This window comes from Pseudoalteromonas sp. MMG022, assembly GCF_021654245.1.
Lineage (GTDB): Bacteria > Pseudomonadota > Gammaproteobacteria > Enterobacterales > Alteromonadaceae > Pseudoalteromonas > Pseudoalteromonas amylolytica.
Genome location: NZ_JAKFZQ010000014.1, coordinates 23,406 through 42,608 on the forward strand (window position 1 = coordinate 23,406; position 19,203 = coordinate 42,608).

Annotated in this window: 19 protein-coding genes; 3 read left to right on the forward strand and 16 right to left on the reverse strand. The window is 43.6% G+C overall.

Annotated elements, in window-relative coordinates:
• Positions 1-31 precede the first annotated feature (31 nt).
• On the forward strand, positions 32-2,110 hold the full coding sequence (locus L1070_RS13445) for a TonB-dependent receptor plug domain-containing protein (protein WP_237125908.1): 2,079 nt from the start codon (positions 32-34) through the stop codon (positions 2,108-2,110).
• A gap of 56 nt (positions 2,111-2,166) precedes the next feature.
• On the opposite strand, the gene speD is transcribed toward L1070_RS13445, so the two are convergent.
• The 11 genes from speD to rpe all read right to left on the reverse strand — a co-directional run bounded on the left by speD (position 2,167) and on the right by rpe (position 12,396).
• The gene (speD, locus tag L1070_RS13450; RefSeq protein WP_070986382.1) at positions 2,167-2,976 is read right to left on the reverse strand and encodes an adenosylmethionine decarboxylase; all 810 of its coding nucleotides are present in this window, start codon (positions 2,974-2,976) and stop codon (positions 2,167-2,169) included.
• Positions 2,977-3,061: 85 nt separating this feature from the next.
• Positions 3,062-3,475 (reverse strand): OsmC family protein, encoded by a 414-nt coding sequence (locus L1070_RS13455; protein WP_237125909.1) that lies wholly within the window; start codon positions 3,473-3,475, stop codon positions 3,062-3,064.
• A 79-nt stretch (positions 3,476-3,554) separates the two neighbouring features.
• Positions 3,555-3,890, reverse strand: a complete 336-nt coding sequence (locus L1070_RS13460; RefSeq protein ID WP_070986383.1) for a DUF3802 family protein — start codon at positions 3,888-3,890, stop codon at positions 3,555-3,557.
• 180 nt (positions 3,891-4,070) lie between these two features.
• A complete protein-coding gene (gene astD, locus L1070_RS13465; RefSeq protein WP_070986384.1) occupies positions 4,071-5,543 on the reverse strand; it encodes a succinylglutamate-semialdehyde dehydrogenase in 1,473 nt (490 codons plus the stop codon).
• A 15-nt stretch (positions 5,544-5,558) separates the two neighbouring features.
• Positions 5,559-6,575, reverse strand: a complete 1,017-nt coding sequence (gene astA / locus L1070_RS13470; protein WP_070986385.1) for an arginine N-succinyltransferase — start codon at positions 6,573-6,575, stop codon at positions 5,559-5,561.
• Positions 6,576-6,647: 72 nt separating this feature from the next.
• Complete coding sequence (locus L1070_RS13475; protein WP_237125910.1) at positions 6,648-7,859, reverse strand: aspartate aminotransferase family protein; 1,212 nt, start codon at positions 7,857-7,859, stop codon at positions 6,648-6,650.
• A gap of 308 nt (positions 7,860-8,167) precedes the next feature.
• Complete coding sequence (locus L1070_RS13480) at positions 8,168-9,343, reverse strand: HDOD domain-containing protein (RefSeq protein WP_237125911.1); 1,176 nt, start codon at positions 9,341-9,343, stop codon at positions 8,168-8,170.
• A gap of 41 nt (positions 9,344-9,384) precedes the next feature.
• A complete protein-coding gene (locus L1070_RS13485; protein WP_070986388.1) occupies positions 9,385-9,966 on the reverse strand; it encodes an aminodeoxychorismate/anthranilate synthase component II in 582 nt (193 codons plus the stop codon).
• 54 nt (positions 9,967-10,020) lie between these two features.
• Positions 10,021-11,025 carry a tryptophan--tRNA ligase gene (gene trpS, locus L1070_RS13490; RefSeq protein WP_070986389.1) on the reverse strand — a complete coding sequence of 335 codons (1,005 nt, stop codon included), beginning with the start codon at positions 11,023-11,025 and terminating at the stop codon, positions 10,021-10,023.
• A 21-nt stretch (positions 11,026-11,046) separates the two neighbouring features.
• On the reverse strand, positions 11,047-11,712 hold the full coding sequence (locus L1070_RS13495) for an HAD-IA family hydrolase (protein WP_070986390.1): 666 nt from the start codon (positions 11,710-11,712) through the stop codon (positions 11,047-11,049).
• A gap of 6 nt (positions 11,713-11,718) precedes the next feature.
• Positions 11,719-12,396, reverse strand: a complete 678-nt coding sequence (gene rpe, locus L1070_RS13500; protein ID WP_237125912.1) for a ribulose-phosphate 3-epimerase — start codon at positions 12,394-12,396, stop codon at positions 11,719-11,721.
• Between the two features lie 185 nt (positions 12,397-12,581).
• Between rpe and L1070_RS13505 the strand changes: the two genes are divergently transcribed.
• Positions 12,582-12,872, forward strand: a complete 291-nt coding sequence (locus L1070_RS13505; RefSeq protein ID WP_070986392.1) for a hypothetical protein — start codon at positions 12,582-12,584, stop codon at positions 12,870-12,872.
• 33 nt (positions 12,873-12,905) lie between these two features.
• The gene (locus L1070_RS13510; RefSeq protein ID WP_237125913.1) at positions 12,906-13,058 is read left to right on the forward strand and encodes a DUF2970 domain-containing protein; all 153 of its coding nucleotides are present in this window, start codon (positions 12,906-12,908) and stop codon (positions 13,056-13,058) included.
• Here L1070_RS13510 and L1070_RS13515 read toward each other — a convergent pair.
• The 5 genes from L1070_RS13515 to pilQ all read right to left on the reverse strand — a co-directional run bounded on the left by L1070_RS13515 (position 13,039) and on the right by pilQ (position 19,193).
• Positions 13,039-13,896, reverse strand: coding sequence for a Dam family site-specific DNA-(adenine-N6)-methyltransferase (locus L1070_RS13515; RefSeq protein ID WP_070986394.1), 858 nt, complete (start codon positions 13,894-13,896; stop codon positions 13,039-13,041). The two genes, L1070_RS13510 and L1070_RS13515, sit on opposite strands and share 20 nt — an antisense overlap.
• Positions 13,897-13,948: 52 nt before the next feature.
• A complete protein-coding gene (locus tag L1070_RS13520) occupies positions 13,949-15,385 on the reverse strand; it encodes an SPOR domain-containing protein (protein WP_237125914.1) in 1,437 nt (478 codons plus the stop codon).
• The gene (gene aroB, locus L1070_RS13525; protein ID WP_237125915.1) at positions 15,385-16,455 is read right to left on the reverse strand and encodes a 3-dehydroquinate synthase; all 1,071 of its coding nucleotides are present in this window, start codon (positions 16,453-16,455) and stop codon (positions 15,385-15,387) included. Before aroB ends, L1070_RS13520 begins: the two co-directional genes overlap by 1 nt.
• A gap of 23 nt (positions 16,456-16,478) precedes the next feature.
• Positions 16,479-16,997, reverse strand: a complete 519-nt coding sequence (gene aroK / locus L1070_RS13530) for a shikimate kinase AroK (protein WP_070986397.1) — start codon at positions 16,995-16,997, stop codon at positions 16,479-16,481.
• Between the two features lie 162 nt (positions 16,998-17,159).
• Entirely contained in the window at positions 17,160-19,193 is a 2,034-nt protein-coding gene (gene pilQ / locus L1070_RS13535; RefSeq protein WP_237125964.1) for a type IV pilus secretin PilQ, read from the reverse strand.
• Positions 19,194-19,203 lie beyond the last annotated feature (10 nt).

A 19,203-nucleotide genomic window follows, 5' to 3' on the forward strand; every position in this document is an offset into this window, starting at 1 on the left:
TATGCGCAACTCAAATGACTAGCAAAAGATTATGATGCCAAAATACTCTCTGTTAAGCGCCAGTATCATTGCGCTACTGTCGCATACTGCTGTGGCTAACGATAATAACCCGATAGAAACGATTGAGGTCACAGGAGACTTTAAGCGAGAAAGTTTACAGACCCTCAGCGCCAGCGCCAGCGTGTTAGGTACAGATGCTATCGTTAATCGTGGGGCAAACTATTTGGACCAGCTGCTAAATAGCACTGCAAATATTAACTTCACTGCCGGTGCATCTCGCGGCCGCTTTGTACAAATTAGAGGAGTGGGACTTCGGTCACAGTTTGTGGACCCAATTCATCCAAGCGTGGGGATGTTGATAGATAACATTGACTACTCGGGTCTAGGTGGCAGTGCTTTGTTATTTGATGTCGAACAAATTGCGCTTTACCGTGGTCCTCAAGGCACACGCTTCGGTGCCGATGCAATGGCAGGTATGATTGATGTACAAACACACGCAGTAACCCATGAGCCTGCTCTCAATGTGCAGCTCGGTGTGGGTAACTACAGTAGCTATGAAGCTGGTATTGCAGCAGGTACATCTCTTAGTGATAGCACCGCCATGCGAGCCAGCTATTATCAGCATCAGTCGGATGGCTACACTGACAATGTCTATTTGAATGATGCGACGCAAACTCAAGATGAGCAGGTTGCGCGCATTAAACTTCGTACCCAATGGAATAGCACGCTGAGCACCGAACTAGTCGCTCATCACATTGACATAGACAACGGCTATGACGCGTTTACCCTAAGCAATGATCGTAAAAGTAGTGCCGATGAGCCAGGTCAAGACAATCAGCAAAGTGATGCTTTTGCTCTGACCACAAAATATTCAGGAGCAGCGCTTTTTGATGTGGCCATATTGATTAGTGGGCTCACAGGCGACACCCTTTATAGTTACGACGAAGACTGGACTTGTAACGATAGCAGCAAACCCACAGTTTGCGCAGCAGGACTTCACCCTTATGGTTACAGCTCAACGGATAGTTATCAGCGTGAACATGAGCGTGGCACCTTTGAGTTAACCTTCTCAGATAAAAATAACAATTGGGTAAGTGGCTTATCCGCAAAACGCAAGCAAGTGGCTTTAACAAGAGCTTATACATGGCAAGCGCAAGACTTTAGTTCGCACTATGATGTCAGCCATTTGGCTCTATTTGGCCAAAAAGTCACTCAGCTATCAGATAAAACCGAACTCGTCACTGGATTACGTGGCGAATATTACGACTCCGATTACTTCGATAATAACGGCATTACAGGTAATACCGATGACTGGATGTGGGGCGCTAAAGTAGCACTAGAGCACTTTGTTGTCCCGCGCACCATGATTTACACCAGTTTATCGCGTGGCTATAAAATTGGTGGAGTCAACGGTCAAGCGTTGGCACAGGCCAAAGATGAAGGACTAAACATTACCAGTGACAGCTATAACTTTACCCCTGAATACCTATGGAACCTAGAGTTTGGCGTCAAGGGTAGCTCAGAAGATAACCGTCATACCGTGCGTGTCAGCGCGTTTTACATGCACCGAGATGATATGCAGGTAAAACGTTCTATTGAAGTAGAGCGCAAGTTTCTCGAATTTATTGATAATGCGACGCAGGGGCGCAACTACGGTTTAGAAGTTGAAGGCAACTTGCAATACACAGACCGTTTGAATTTAGCTTACAGTGCAGGCTATCTAGACACCAAAGTTGAAGGAGACTTCGCTCAACTTACATTAGATGGTAGAGAGCAGGCGCAAGCCCCCCGATACCAGTACTCATTGGCAGTAAACTATCAAGTTACTGAGCGACTCTTTGCTGAGGTGTCTGTTGAAGGTAAAGATGATTACTACCACTCGATAAGCCATGATGCCAAAGCAGATAATAGTAACTTGCTGAACGCCAGTATCAGCTATTATGCCAATAGCTGGTCATTGACAGCGTGGGGAAGAAATCTAGCGGATGAAGACGTTGAAGTACGTGGCTTCAGGTTTCCAAACAATCCACTGAAAGACTATATTGAGGAAACTTATGTGCAATATGGTGAACCACGCTTGCTTGGCTTAACCTTCAAATATGAATTATAAAGCCACTAGAAAATAAAAAAGCGCTCATTGAGCGCTTTTTTATTGTTCAGAAGTTATCAATCAACTTCTGGCAGATTACGCCCGTAAAACACCTCTTGGATTTCACGGTCTAGACGTGCTCTGATCTCAGCTTCTTCTTCTTCGCTCAAATCGTCCGTCGTAATGCCGAAAAGATACGTATTTAAGTCGGTCTCTTTTAGCATCATCTTAGTGTGGAACAAGTTCTCTTGATAAACATTCACATCTAGCATCTGATACGCTTCTTTCGTATCTTCAGTCATATAGTTCTGAATTGAGTGGATTGCATGATCAATGTAATGCTTCACACCTGTTACGTCACGCGTAAAACCACGAACACGATAGTCGATTGTTACCACATCCGACTCTAACGAGTGAATTAAGAAGTTTAACGCTTTTAATGGTGAGATCACCCCACATGTTGATACCTCAATATCAGCACGGAATGTACAAATACCATCATTTGGATGTGCTTCTGGATAAGTGTGCACACAAATGTGGCTCTTATCTAAGTGCGCAACCACAGACTCAGGCAAAGGCCCCGGTGTTTCATTGCTATCAAAAGTCTGTTGTTCTACAGGTTCTTCCGACACCAGAATAGTCACACTTGCCCCTTGCGGCTCGTAATCTTGACGCGCAATATTCAATACATTTGCACCAATAATATCAACGACGTCTCTTAAAATATCAGTTAAACGATCCGCACTATACTGCTCATCAATATATTCTAAATATTCTTTACGTTGTTGCTCTGTCTTGGCGTAACAAATATCGTATATGCTAAAGCTTAAACTCTTAGTTAAGTTGTTAAAGCCATGGAGTTTAATTTTATCAAAGGGCTTGTTCACGATAGACCAACCTTCAAACTGTAAATCTGCTTTGCAGAACCAAAAGTTCGCGGATTTTATACGAAAATCGCGCTATGAAAAAGCGTTATTTTGCCTCTCTTTCAACAACTTCATGGCTGTGCGTAATTTCTACTGCCTTATCAAGCATTAACGCTACCGAACAATATTTTTCAGCAGACAATTGCACCGCTCTGGCAAGGTGTTTTTCTGACACATCACGGCCAGTAACCACAAAGTGTAGGTTTATTTTGGTGAATACTCTAGGTGCGGTTTCTGCACGCTCTGCGCTTAGCTTCACTTCGACATGGTCAAAGTCTTGCTTCGCTTTTTTTAATATGCTCACGACATCAACGGATGAACAGCATCCAGCCGACATCAGGACCATCTCCATTGGGCTTGGCGCTGCACTATCTGACCCTGCGTCGAAAACCACATTATGCCCTGAATCAGAACGGCCAATAAATGTATCTCCGTCTACCCACTTTACACTTGCTTGCATAAACACCTCAAATAAAACAATAACACCGCCGTTTGGCGGTGTTATAAAGCTCATTGCTATCAATTAGCAATTGTTGTTATTAAACGGCCGAGTCAAACATGTTTTTAACTAGACCTGCAAATTCTTCAATAAACTCACGCTGTTCAACGGTCACCCGCTGCTCTGTGACGCTTGAGAGTACTTCTTGTAGGTCATACACAATACCGTCAACCTCACGAACAATCAGGCTGCGTTGCTCTGTTGTGAGTTCACTGTGTTGCTCACAAATAGATATCACGTTTTCCGCAATAACATCTTCTATGAGTTCCATCACTTTAGGTGCACCAGGCTTAATTTCACCAGGCTTTTCAAACAAGGCTAAATTTTGCGTCAGATACATGACTAGTTCGTCATAACCTTGTTTATCTAAAACCATCTTTATTCCACCTAAGATTTTTAACACATCTGCTATAGATTTAAGCAGAAACTCACTCCTAATGCTACTTTTGTCGCTTAGTCGAGCACAAAAAAAGCAGCCTTAGCTGCTCTTTTTAGGAACAAAGTATTAAACTGTATTTTATCCTAAAATACTCTCTAACCCTTTGTAAAATATCTATTAGTCGATATTCAAGCCTGGGCTTAGAGTGCCAGGTAGAGTGACTTTCTCCAGCTCTACTGAGGCAACTGGGTAAGCACAGTAGTCAGCTGCGTAGTAAGCACTTGCTCTGTGATTACCTGAAGCACCGATACCACCGAATGGCGCTGCACTTGATGCCCCCGTGATTGGGCGGTTCCAGTTCACGATGCCCGCACGAATGCGACGTAGGAAGTGCTCATAATCAGCTTCATTGTCGCCTAATAAGCCAGCTGATAGGCCAAAGCTGGTATCGTTGGCTTTTTCAATCGCTGTGTCAAAGTCGCTGTAACGGAACACTTTTAACAGAGGACCGAAATGCTCTTCATCTGGGAAATCTGTCACGTTAGTACACTCGATAATACCCGGTGTAACAAAACCTGTGTTAGGTGTGTGAGTCAGCTCAATTAAAGACTCGCCACCCAAAGCTTGAAGCTGCTGCTGCGCGGCAACCATACCCGCTGCAGCACGCTCAGAAATCATTGATCCCATAAACGGCTGGTCAGCGTCATCAAAATTACCTACTTTAATGGCTTTAGTAGCACGAACTAGGTGCTCTAAAATCGCATCGCCTTGTGCACCAACAGGTAAGAATAACTTACGTGCGCAAGTACAACGCTGGCCACTTGAAATAAACGCCGACTGGATGATGTCGTGTACTACCGCTTTGGTGTCTGAGGCATCTTTAACGATCAATGGGTTATTGCCACCCATTTCTAGCGCTAGAATTTTGCCAGGTTGACCTGCGTATTGTTCATGAAGTAAATGACCTGTACGTGATGACCCTGTGAAGAACAAGCCATCAATACCTTTATGAGAAGCCAGTGCTTTACCCGTTTCAACTTCGCCTTGTACTAAGTTAATCACGCCAGCTGGTAGCCCCGCTTTTTGCCACAGTTTCAGTGTCAACTCAGCAACATACGGAGTTAACTCTGAAGGTTTGAAAATAACCGTGTTACCCGCAAGAAGTGCAGGAACAATGTGGCCATTTGGCAAATGCCCTGGGAAGTTGTATGGTCCAAAAACAGCCACTACACCGTGTGCCTTATGGCGGATCACTGCACGACCTACCGGCATTGGGTTTTCAACCGTTCCCGTTCTTTCATGATAAGCTTTCTCAGAAATCGCTATTTTGCCTACCATAGCGCCCACTTCTGTGCGGGTTTCCCAAAGAGGCTTACCAGTTTCTTTAGCGATTGCGATTGCTAACTCTTCACTGTTGTCTTTGAGCGCTTGTGCAAAGCGTTGCACAATGACTAAACGCTCAGCAAAGTCTAAATCAGCCCATGTATAGAAAGCTTGTCTTGCAGCTTTAACTGCCGCATCTACTTGCTCGGCAGTTGCCGAGTTAGCAGACCAGATCACTTCGTTGTTTGCTGGGTTAACTGATTTAAATTCGCTGCCTTGACCTGCAGCCCATTCACCATTAATCAGTTGAGCAGGATGTGTTGTCATAATTAATACCTACAATTAGAGTGTTGCGATGCTGACTAGGTCACCATCGACAATGTTCAATGCGTTTGCCACTTCTGCGCTAATAACGACTTCTTCACTTGCCGCATCAACCTGAAGCTCTGCAACCGTAGCCCGATATTCAGCTAGTTTATCATTTGCAACCATCACAGGGGAACCGCCCTGTGCGTTGCCGATACGCGCAGTTTTATTTTGTACCGAGCGAACCGTGCGAATATTGTCAACTTTGGCTTCTACCGTTGGGCCCGCATCAAAAATATCTACATAACCATTGAAGGTGAAACCTTCACTCTTTAGTAACTCGATAGCAGGTCTGGTATTGGTGTGTACTTGACCGATAACCGCCTGAGCTTCTTTGCTTAGTAAGTTTACATAAATCGGGTACTTAGGCATTAACTCAGCGATAAATACCTTTTGGCCAATACCCGTTAAATAATCCGCTGTCGGGAAATCCATTGAGAAGAAGTGTTCTTCAAGCCATTGCCAAAATGGGCTTTGGCCGTTTTCATCAGACACACCGCGCATCTCTGCAATAACGGTATCCGCAAAGCGATACTGGTGTTGCTTGATGAATAAGAAGCGAGATTTAGACAGCAACTTTCCATTCAAGCCCTTGCGATAACCATCCTTTAAGAACAATGTGCATAGCTCTGTTGCGCCAGTGTAATCATTACAAAGCGTGAGAATATCTACCGCTTTATAAACATCTAACGTGCGTGAAGAATGAATAACTTTACTCAGGTGGTAATGATAAAACGCATCATCTAAACCCACAGCAGCTTCAATCGCACTTGTCCCGACAACTTCACCTGTTTCGCTATCTTCAAGTACAAATAGATATCCTTCGTCAAAAGGAATATCCGTCTGTTTTTGGAAAGACGCTTCTGAACGTGCAATCTTATTTTGCAACAATTCTTCATTTACAGGTAACGAAGTAAAACCATGGCCCGACTCGTGGGCAATGTTTAAAAGCGCTGGGTAATCGCTTTTTTGGATTGGGCGAAGGATCATCATGAGCCCGCTTACTCCTCAAGTTATAACACTAGACGGTAAATCAGGACCAAGTATTACTTGGCCCCACCAAGATTAGGCGTTATTAGCTACAACGCTGGCAACCGCTTTTTCAAAGCGTGCCATACCTTCACGGATATCCGCTTCAGGGATAACCAAAGATGGCGTGAAGCGCACAACATCAGCGCCAGCTACCAAAGACATAACACCCTCTTTGATACCTGCAACTAAAAAGTCTTTTGCACGACCTTTATATTGCTCAGCAACGACGCCGCCTAAGAGCAAGCCTTTACCACGGATTTCGCTAAAGACGTTGTACTTATCGTTGATTGCAGTAAGTAGCTCTCTAAACAGCGCTTCTTTGGCTTTCACACCTTCGAGTACTTCTGGAGTGTTAACAGTATCGAGTGCAGCTTCGGCGACCGCACACGCTAGTGGGTTACCACCGTATGTAGAACCATGTGTGCCCACTTTAAGGTGCTGCGCAATTTCACTTGTCGTGATCATGGCACCAATTGGGAAACCACCACCGAGTGCTTTGGCCGTTGTTAGAATATCAGGCGTAACACCTAAACCTTGGTAAGCATATAGCTCACCAGTACGTCCAACACCAGTCTGAACTTCATCAAAGATTAGCAGCGCATTGTGCTTAGTACATAACTCACGAACACCCTGTACAAAATCTGCATCAGGAGAAACAATACCGCCTTCACCTTGTAGCGGTTCCATCATAACGGCACACGTTTTATCAGAGATAAGTGCTTCAAATGCAGCTAGATCATTGTAGTCACTGTGCACAATGTCACCCGGCTTAGGACCGAAGCCATCTGAGTATGCAGCTTGTCCACCAACCGTTACAGTGAAGAAAGTACGACCGTGGAAACCTTTGTTGAACGAGATGATTTGTGACTTTTGCTCACCAAAGTTATCAAGTGCAAAGCGACGCGCCAATTTTAATGCAGCTTCGTTTGCTTCCGCGCCTGAATTGGCAAAATACACTTTGTCAGCGAATGTTGCGTCGACTAACTTTTTAGCTAAACGTAGCGCAGGCTCGTTAGTCATAACATTTGATAAGTGCCAAATTTTTTCGCCTTGCTCTTTTAAAGCAGAGACTAAAGCAGGATGACAATGACCTAAACAGTTAACCGCGATACCGCCAGCAAAGTCAACGTATTCACGTCCCTCTTGGTCCCATACGCGCGACCCTTCGCCTTTTACCGGAATCACAGCTGAAGGTGCATAGTTAGGCACCATTACTTGATCGAACAATTCACGATTTATAGTCATTTTAACTCCTCACTTTGTTGAGTACGGCACCGCAAATGGCTGAATTTAAGCATTCAACTTGCACATTTCAGCCAACACATTTTTTAATTTGGTGCAAAATTCATTCACTTATTATTTCAGAAAAACATATGAAAGTCTCATAGAAAACTTTCATTGAGGCCTTGATATTCAAGGGATTGAGATAATATTTCAGTCGCAGTGAATAACTATTTGGAAGAAAATAGACGACAATGCAAGCACGCAGGCACCTTAGCCAAATCCTAAGAATTTAGTGCTGAATGAATAGTCGTAAAAAAAATGTCTAAATATTATGAAATTGTTAGCTGTAAGCCATGGAATGAGCATGAAGAGAGCGTTTTTTGCTCTTCTTTGGTCAATTCTAAGTAAGAAAACCACAACTGAGTTTCATCCGGCTCAATCAAATGTTTGTCCGTCAGCAGTAAATACAGCGCATAGCCATGGGCCTTCTTTAAAACGGTTGTTAATGGTAGCGGATCGCTTAGCTTTTTATTCGAATTAGGTAAATAACTAACCGCAAACTCTTCCATCGCAGCAGAAAATGGCAAGTATCTAAATTCCATCTTATCAATTAGCTGCTGAGTTACTTTTGCTGAGCTTTCTAATAGCAGGTTTCTCAAAAATAACGGGTCCGGACCCAACTCTAGCAGGGCTGTATGTAAGTCTTTATGGGCCTTATCTCGCGCTCTACGCACTCGGTCTTGCCAAACTTGTTCATGTGTACGTAAGTACAAACGGGTAAGCGCCGCCTTACCAATATCTAACATCATCCCTAACGTATACGCATACTGCTCTTTTACACCGTTACTTGGTGCCAACGCTTTAGCAGCAATAGCCGTTGACATACTCAAGTCTCGTAGTTTTCGCTTCATCAACGAAAATGGTTCCGTTGAATAAGGTAACCAATGACGCATCGCATATGTGGGTAACACCCACTGTAAATTCTCCAATCCTAAATAACGTAACGCCAATGCTGGTGTATCAACCTTTACGGCCATACCTGTTGAACTTTTCTTGCGATATTGAGGTAGATTCACTAACGAAACCAACTCTCGCCCAAGCCATGATATATCATTCACTAACGGTTCTAACCTACCAACCGAAGCAGATTTTACCGCCAGAAGATCGAAAATCGCTGGAACACCATCTTGAATGCCCATCACCTCATAATACAGACTGTCTATGTCATTAAGCTGTTTGGCAATCGACTCTTCAATCGCTTGGTGAATATGTGCACTGGCTTTGGCAATGTATTTATGATGGCTGGTACTACTTTCTTTACGTTTTGCCGAAGCCGCTATTTCAACTTCCAACATGGTACGCTGTGGGATTTTTTCACCTAAATTCATTTCCAAGGTGTGAATATATCCAATTTGCTCCTGAGCAAAACTGTGACTAACCAGCAAGTCATGGGCTCGTTCCGTTAGTGCTTGTGCCATCCTTACATGCTTATTGTCTTCTGTCATAGACTCTCTACCAGCTCACAGTTAGTTGTATAAATAAAAGATTAGAAGTGACGTATAAAGTTATCAAGTAAGCTTAGACCATGTTCTGTCAAAATGGCCTCAGGATGAAATTGCACCCCTTCCAAGGCCAAATCAGTGTGGCGCATTGCCATTATCTCATCTACATCGTTATTCATAGTCTGCGTCCAAGCGGTGATCTCAAAGCATTCAGGCAATGTACGTTTATCGACTATCAATGAATGATAACGGCATACGTTAAGCGGGTTAGGCAACCCTGCAAACACACCTTTTCCTGTGTGTTGAATGGGCGATGTTTTACCATGCATGACGGTGTGTGCTCTTACCACATCCGCCCCTAGTGCCTGAGCAATAGCTTGATGTCCCAAACAGATACCGAGTATAGGTATATCACCCTTAAATTGTTCAATTACCGACAACGAGATACCCGCTTCATTTGGTGTGCAAGGACCCGGAGAGATCACAATATGCTCTGGATTTAGCGCTTTGATTTGTGCAAGGCTAATAGCATCGTTACGCTGTACTAAGACCTCTTGATCCAAACGTTGGAAATACTGCACTAAGTTATAGGTAAATGAATCGTAGTTATCAATCATTAATAACATAGAAATTTCCATAAAAAAGCCAGGCGCAAGCCTGGCTAACTACAATACAATAAGTTATGGACGAGGGATAAAGCCTACCGCATCATATACAGCCTTTAATGTTTGCTGTGCACGCACGCTCGCCTTTTCTGCACCTTGTCGCATAATATTATCTAGAAGAGTACGGTCTTCACGAATAGCTCTAAAACGAGCTTGGATCGGCTCAATCATCGCAACCACAGCGTCAGCCGTGTCTTTTTTCAAGTGACCGTACATTTTGTCTTCATACTCAGGCACCAACTCTTCAACTGAACGTTTTGTAGCAACAGACAGCAAAGTTAGTAAGTTTGAAACACCTGGCTTTTCATCTCTGTCAAAGTAGATACGGGCCTGTTCATCCGAGTCAGTCACTGCTTTTTTTAGCTTTTTCTCAATTTTCTTTGGCTCATCCAAAAGCATGATAAACGCATTTGGATTGTCATCTGACTTTGACATTTTCTTTGATGGGTCTTGCAGACTCATCACCCTAGCACCAAGGTCAGGTATGTAAGGCTCAGGTATCTTAAATACCTCACCATAGAGGTTGTTAAAGCGGGTTGCGATATCTCTGGTTAGCTCCAAATGCTGCTTTTGATCTTCGCCAACAGGCACCTGATCAGCTTGATACAACAAAATATCCGCCGCTTGTAATACAGGATAAGAAAACAGACCAACATTGACGTTATTTGCGTGTTTAGACGATTTATCTTTAAACTGCGTCATGCGGTTCAACTCACCCATTTGGGCATAACAATTCAGTACCCACGCTAATTGCGCATGTTCTGGCACTTGTGATTGTACAAACAGCGCCGCTTTTTCAGGATCAATACCACAGGCTGTGTACAGCGCAATACCATCCAATACACGCTCTCTCAGCAAATGGGGCTCTTGACGAACAGTGATCGCATGCAAGTCAACTAACATAAAGAAACTTTCATGATCTTGTTGTAAGTTAAGCCACTGGTTAATGGCACCCACATAATTGCCTATCGTCATACCACCGGTTGGCTGAATGCCACTTAACACTACTGGTTTAGTCATGATGTTCCTTTATTTAATATATTATCGCTGAGTTAAAATGGGGATTATATCCAAGAAATCGTCACAGAGGTACTGTGGATTAAGATCTTGTAAATTGACCCCTTGATGATAACCATAGGTTAAGGCTATCACATCAATGTTGGCATTATGAGCAGCCACAATGTCACTTTTAGAGTCACCAATCATTATCACATCTTTGGATTGTAACCCCAGGGCAGTACAGGCATTTAACAGAGGTTCAGCCGAAGGCTTTTTACTACCGTCATCACCACAAATCAGTACCTCAAAATGCGCACTTAACTTAAGTGTATGCAACAAGGACTCTGTAAAAGAGCGATCTTTATTTGTGATCAAAGCTTTAGGAAACCCAGCCAATGCGGCTAATCCCGTTTCAACATGAGGATACAGGCTCGCGTATTGCCCTGCCAGTTGCCCATAATGACTTCTGAAAGTCTGAATGGCAAGGTCAATTAAGGCCGCTGGCAGTTCAGGATTAACTTCAATACTGCCACTAAGTCCGCGCTTAACGAGTGTATCAATACCATTACCAACCCAACTACACACTTGTGCATAACTGACGATGGGAAAAGCGACTTCTGTCAGAGTGAGATTTAACGCAATGTACATATCTTGGGCACTATTTACTAAAGTGCCATCCAAGTCAAACAAAATGCCTTGATAACGCATAAGTTGTTATACCTTTGCCAGTTCTTCACGCATCTGTGTTATCACCGCTTCATAGTCTGGTTGATTAAAAATCGCCGACCCTGCAACGAACATATCGGCACCAGCTTTCGCAACCTCGGCAATATTTTGTGCTTTAATGCCACCGTCAACTTCTAAACGAATATCTCTACCGCTGGCATCTATCAATGCTCGAACTTGACGAAGCTTATCTAACGTTTGTGGTATAAAGCTCTGTCCCCCGAACCCTGGATTAACCGACATCAATAAAATAACATCTAGCTTATCTATAACATAATCTAGATAATGCAATGGTGTAGCAGGGTTAAGCACAAGCCCAGCCTGACAACCGTGCTCTTTGATCAGGCCTATTGTTCTATCAATATGTTCACTGGCTTCTGGGTGGAATGTAATAATATTCGCCCCAGCCTTGGCAAACTCAGGAATGAGCGAGTCCACAGGCTTGACCATCAAGTGTACATCAATCGGTGCGGTGATACCGTAATCTCGCAACGCTTTACACACCATGGGGCCAAACGTTAAGTTCGGTACATAATGATTATCCATTACGTCAAAGTGAACAACATCTGCCCCTGCCTTTAATACCTTTTCGACGTCTTCTCCTAAGCGCGCCAAATCAGCTGATAAAATAGATGGTGCGATTAAATAGTTAGATTTTTTCTGCACAATAAAGCCCTTGTTCCTCGGTGTTAACGTGCCTACTTTACCTTATTTTGCATTTTCGACACAGCATAAAAGTCCACACTATGAGCTGTTAGGCAATTTAAAGCTCCAAATCTGACCGATTTTCGTTTGTTTCATGAGCAATTATTGTGTAGTATTTAATGATAACCGTTGGGTGGAGTAATACTATGTTGGGTCGGCTTAAAACACGGATGCTTGTGCTCGGTGCAATTGTAATTATGTCAGTGGGTGTATTATCTCAAGACGAAAGTACAACTGCAGTAACCAAATACACTAGTTGCACATGTGAAACCTCACAAAACAATGATTCGAGATACTGTAGACAAGAGTCTGAGGTAAACTGGTATTCTTGGTTCAGAGGCGAAAGTGGTAGCGCACAATTTCATTATCTAGATTTACTCGAACTGCTACTTGGCTCAGATAGAAAGAGCGACAGTGGTTTAGCGTCTAGCCTCTAGTCAACCATGAACTGGCTAAGGGTAGTACAAAGCGTGATAGCAGCGCTCTTTGGCGTGCAAAGCGACAAAAAGTATCACGAAGACTTTGAAAAGCCCAAAGCTCTACCATATCTGATTGTTGGGATTATCTTAGTCACCACGTTTGTCGTTGCACTGAGTATCATGGTTAACTACATCGTCCCCTAGTTTTGTGGGATGTGTTGTACATGGCCATTAGCTCATTTACTTTATTTCTACCCGCCCCTTTTGGACTAATCGTTCGCTTCACTTGAATAACATCTAGCTGAGCTTGGCTATATATTTTTCGTGTCCACACGGTGTCATGATTTGATATCAGCACAGGAGTTTTGTGTGAAAACGCCGTTTGCTCCGCTAAGTTGGCTAAATTGGCTTGATCATCTAAATCAAAGCCACCTTTTGCATATGAGGTAAATGATGCGGTTTTACTCAGAGGCACATACGGTGGATCGCAATATACCACAGCATTACTGGGTAATTTCCGAAACACATCCGCATAACTTTGGCACGTGAAAGTCGCTTGCTGCGCCTTATTGGCAAACGCATAGAGTTCTTTTTCTGGAAAATAAGGACGTTTGTATTTACCAAATGGTACGTTAAAAATGCCTTTTAGATTGTAACGACAAAGGCCATTGTAACCATGACGATTCATATATAGAAACAGAACTGCGCGCTCATAAATATCAACACTTTCGTTAAACTGCAAGCGATACGCGTAGTATGCATCTGGGTGATTATTTAGCTCCACAAACAACTTTTTGGCATCACTGACAAATTCTTCAGGCTGTCGCTTCAGTTCGTTATATAGGTTAATCAAATCAGCATTAATATCATTCAAATAGTAATGCTTAAAATCTGTGTTTAGAAATACCGATCCAGCTCCAACAAATGGCTCGACTAACGTATCGGCATCTTGACTTGCGACTTTCAATCGTCGAGCAATATCTTCAACCAAACTGTATTTACCACCTGCCCATTTAAGGAAGGCCCGAGTCTTTTGTTGCATGCTGATTCTATTTATAAAAATTGTGGAGCGATCTTACACTAAAAGTCGATAATTACCGAGTGGACTGGCGAATTTCCTGTTTTATTTTATCCACTTTTTTGAAAAATGGCTGACCACTTAAAACCTGTTCTGAGAGAGTGGTTCTAACCGACTTGGCTTCTTCTAACGTTGCATAAGGGCCCAATACAACCACCCACCACTGACTGCTGGCACGTACCGTGCGATAAACCTTCACATCACCAAGTTGATGCTGGGCAATAAACTCCACCGCCACTTGAGCATCTTTCACCGCCAATAACTGTACGGTCCACTCACTATCCTTTTTTGTTAGCAACCATTCACTATCATCTTTTAGCTCGTTTTTTTCAGGCTTCTTGCTTGTACTTGGTGCTTCCTCAGGTATGGTTGTGCCAGCTTTTGCTTCAGCCGCAGCCTGATGTTTGCCTTGTTCTATCAACTTTACCTGTGCATTTCGTGCAGCTTCTCTGTCTTCTGGTGTTTGAGAGTCACTTGTAGTCTGCGTAAGATCACTATCAAGTGCCGATACTATCGCTTGAATATCTTGTTGACTCTGTGCCATGTCATTCGATGTTGTATTGGGCTGCTCACGCAACAGCTTCGGCTCGCTTTGCGTCTCGGGCTGTCGTTGAACAGGCGTGGTCACCACATCCTCGGTGCTGTTCTTTTGCGGTGGCTCAGCTTTTATTGCAGCTACGGTTGGTAGTACAGTATCGACTTCACTGCTCACAGAGTTGGTAGGAAGCAATCCTGTTAGCTCTTTTTGATATATCAACGCCACCATTAATAACGCCAATAATACGCTGAATAAAACCAAATGCCACGAGGACTTTATTGATTTTTTATGCTGCGGCCTTAGCTCAACTTGTTGCTCGCTTTGCCATTGCAGAAGCAGTGCGGGGTTGCCTTGACATGCATTCAAGAAAGTCTGAAAGACCGGATCTTCTCGCATTGGTAACTGTTTGAAAAACATGCTCATCAGTTTTACAGATTCCATTGAAGAGAGTGGTTCGAGATGAATATCAAGTGCATTTGGTAGCATATTTGGCGTTTGTGCGGTCACCAAGATGTAAAGTGTGACAGGGGACTTTTTCGCCAGCAAAGCAAGCTGTGCAGCCATTTCTTCCGACAAATGCCTAGCTCCATCAAGCACCCATAAACAAGGCTCACATGGATTTTGGCGATACAAATTTATGAAGTTCTGAGTTAAAGACAGGTGATGATCTATCAATGGCCCACGAAAGCTGTGTTGTAACAGCTCAGTCATCAAATCTACGTCTTTGGTCGAGGCCGATAACTGGATAAACGCTTTATTAAATTCTGGGTACTTATCGGTAATAAAAGACTCTGCGATGTAGCTTTTTCCTAAGCCAGAAGGCCCGACCAAGCAGATAAGGTTCTGCCCATATTCAAACTGCAAAGCGATTCGATCTACTAAAGCAGATCGACTGGGTAGAATTTGCGACTGCATTAGCGGCCTATTAGCAAACTCACCGTGTCATCAGACACATCATCAACCAAGGCACATGTACCTAATGCCGTTGGTACTATAAAGCGAATGCGCCCTTGTTTATTTTTCTTATCTTTACGCATATGCGTTAAAAACTGTTCAGCTGTCATATCCGTAGGCACCTCTGTAGGTAACTGGTAACTAGCTATCAATGCTTCAACTCTAGCAACTTCCGCACCAGCTAGGGCGTCTCGTAACGCCGCCAGTTTAACCGCGAGCATCATACCCGCAGCAACCGCTTCTCCGTGCAACCAATTACCGTAACCCATTTGTGCTTCAATGGCATGACCAAAAGTATGACCTAGGTTTAACAACGCTCGCTGCCCGGCTTCAGTTTCATCCTGCGCGACAATCTGCGCCTTAATCTGGCAACAACGATATATCACTTGCATCACAACATCTTGCTGCAAGCTGGATAACTCATCGTGTTTTTCTTCAAGAAATGTTAAGAACTGCACATCATGGATCAAACCATATTTGATGACCTCTGCCATACCAGCCGCAAACTCTCTAGCTGGAAGCGTCGCCAAACTCTCGGTATCGATAAACACCGCTTTTGGTTGATAAAAAGCCCCTATCATATTCTTGCCCAGCGGGTGGTTCACTGCGGTTTTTCCACCGACCGAAGAGTCGACTTGTGACAATAGAGTTGTTGGTATTTGAATAAACGGTACCCCACGTTGGTAACATGCGGCTACAAAGCCCGTTAAATCACCAATAACACCGCCCCCCAGCGCAATCAAACACGTATCTCGACCACAGTTATTCTGTAATAGGAAGGCATTTATTTGCTCAAACGAGTCTAGGGTTTTGTATTGCTCACCATCAGGTAAAATGAAATGCAGTGGCTCATAATTATCAAGCGCACTTAAAAGGCTATCTAAATATAGTGGTGCAACAGTTTGGTTGGTAATGATGACAGGACGACATTGACCAATGTATTTGGTCAGCCGTCCAGCATCAGCTAGTAAGTTTTGACCTATGTAGATAGGATAGCTTCGCTCGTTTAAATCTACCTTCAACTCAAGCATCTATCCCTCCTAGGTGATCAAAATTAGAAATCTAGCTTTTCTATGATTTGGTTTGCAACAACCTTTGCACTTTGCTCATCGGTGCGTACCACAAAGTCTGCTACTTCTTTGTACAGAGGTTCACGCTCCTCTGCTAAACGCTCTAGTACATCGCGTGGCGCCTCTTCTGTTTGCAGTAGAGGGCGACGTTTGTCACGTTGTGTACGAGCAACTTGCTTTTCAATCGGTGTCTCTAAGTAAACAACAATACCGCGTGCCGATAATTTGTTGCGCACTTCTTTGCTTACCACAGACCCACCACCGGTAGCTAAAACTATACCTTGCATTTCTGTCAGATCTGAAATTACGCTTTCTTCACGTACTCGGAAACCTTCTTCGCCTTCAAGATCGAACACCCAGGCAATATCTGCCCCGGTACGGCGTTCAATTTCTTGATCCGAGTCGAAAAATTCAAGGTGTAATTGATCAGCAAGGTGACGACCAATTGTGCTCTTACCAGCCCCCATCGGGCCTACTAGAAATATATTACGTTTCTCAGCCATATCTTTTTAGTACTAACGAACTCTAAAATTTGAAATAAAACCCCGCCTAACGACCTGGCCCCAAAATTAAGGAGGGGATTATCTCAGTAATCCACGAACGATTTCAAGTCAAATAGTATAAAAAGCAACTACAGTACGTAAATTCGTTCAACTATGTAGCAATTACTGATTGTCCAGCATTATTTTTGGGGTAACAAAAATCAGTAATTCTTTTTTCTCGTTTATTTCACGCGTATTTCTAAACATTGCACCCAAGTACGGAATATCGCCCAATAAAGGGATCTTACTTACCGCACTGGTAATTTCTTGTTGATAAATTCCACCCAACACGACCGTTTGACCATTATCGACCAATACCTGGGTCTGAATTTGCTGGGTGTTAATCGCTACAGCTGGGCCATTAGGCGTCTGCACATTATCACCACGAGTATCCTGTGTGATCACTAAGTCTAGAATAATTTTATTATCTGGTGTGATTTGTGGCGTCACTTCTAAGCTCAACACCGCTTTTTTAAAGCTAACGGAAGTCGCACCACTTGATGCCGCCTCCACATAAGGAATTTCTGTCCCCTGTTCTATTCGCGCCTTTTTCTGGTTTGCAGTGGTAATACTCGGTGTAGCGATGATTTCCCCTTTGTTTTCTTGCTCCAGCGCTGATAACTCAAGATCAATCAACGTACCATCCGCAAGTTTCGCAATATGCATCCCAATCGTGCCCGCCGAAGTGCCCGCTACTGGTAAGTTTACGTTCAAACGATTTGCAAGATCTGGAATTTGCCCATTTGAAAGCTGCTCAGCGCCAATCAAGTTACCAGCGATGGCGTCAGTCCCCTGCTGATCGCTAAAACCCCAGCGTACTCCCAAATCTTCTTGGACGTTATCTTTAACCGTCACCATGCGAGACTCAATGCGTACCTGTTTGACTGGCACATCCAGTGTCTCAACCATGCGGCGAATACTTTCGATGCTACGTGCACTATCCTTGATCAACAAAGTATTGGTGCGTTTATCAACAGATACGCTGCCACGTTCACTGACGATACTATTGATGTCAGTTTTCAACAGGTCCGCAAACTCCTCAGCCTTGGCATAGTTAAGTTGAATATACTCACTATAAAGCGGCTCTAAATCTTCTACTTGCTTACGTGCTTGCAACTCCTTCGCCTCACGTGCCGCCAACTCTTCAGAAGGTGCAATCATCAAAATGGAACCATCCATTCGCTTGTCCAGCCCCTTAATCCTAAGCACCACATCAAGTGCCTGATCCCAAGGTACGCCATCCAAGCGCAAGGTGATATTTCCAGATACCGAGTCACTGGTTACTAAGTTAAAATTATTTGTATCGGCAATAATCTGTAGCACTGAGCGCACCGGTATATCTTGAAAATTCAGCGTAATAGGTTGTCCTTGATAGTTTTTATTCAAGCCAAAACTACGCTCTTCGGTATCTTTTTCCACGGTTAAGGTAAAGATATTGTCCAACTGCTGATAGGTATACTTAAATGCACCGTTGGGCTCTATAACCAAACGACTTTTGTTACTCTCTCTGAAAGTTTCTATTCGGCTTACAATCGTGCCAAAGTCCAGTACATCCAGTTCGTAAAGTAAATCGTCAGGAATAGTAATATGATGAAAATCAGCGTAAATCTTACCTCCGCGCTCTTGCACATCTATCGCGGCCTGTGGATTTTCTAAAAATGCAAGAACTTTAGCCTCGCCTTTTTCACCGCGCCTAAAGTCAATCGATTGAAGCTGATTGTTGTGCGTACTCGTTACCGTATCGTCACCGGATGCAATCGGGTTATCCGATACCAGTATGTAAGCGATGTTATTCTTAACGTGCGTTTTATAGAGCTTCAGTTGTTCCATGTGCACACTCACCGTCAGCCCTTCATCACTCAGCGCACTCTCAATAAATTTGATACCCGCCTTGTTGACTTCCAGTGACTTGAGACTTTCTTCGAACTCAACCCCAGGGAAAAACAGCTCTAAACGCGCAGGATCAGCTAAGGCTTGAACTTGAGGCTCTTCAGCAAGTTGTTCATCAAACACCAACTCCAGTTGTGTTTCCCCATCTGGTATTGGGTTGTAGCGAACATCATAGAGCATAGGAAGCGCCTGAACCCACCCAGTCATCATAAGTAAAAAGCTCAAAAAGACATTTTTAATGCTCAATTTATTCCCTCTCAGGGCCATATTCACACTA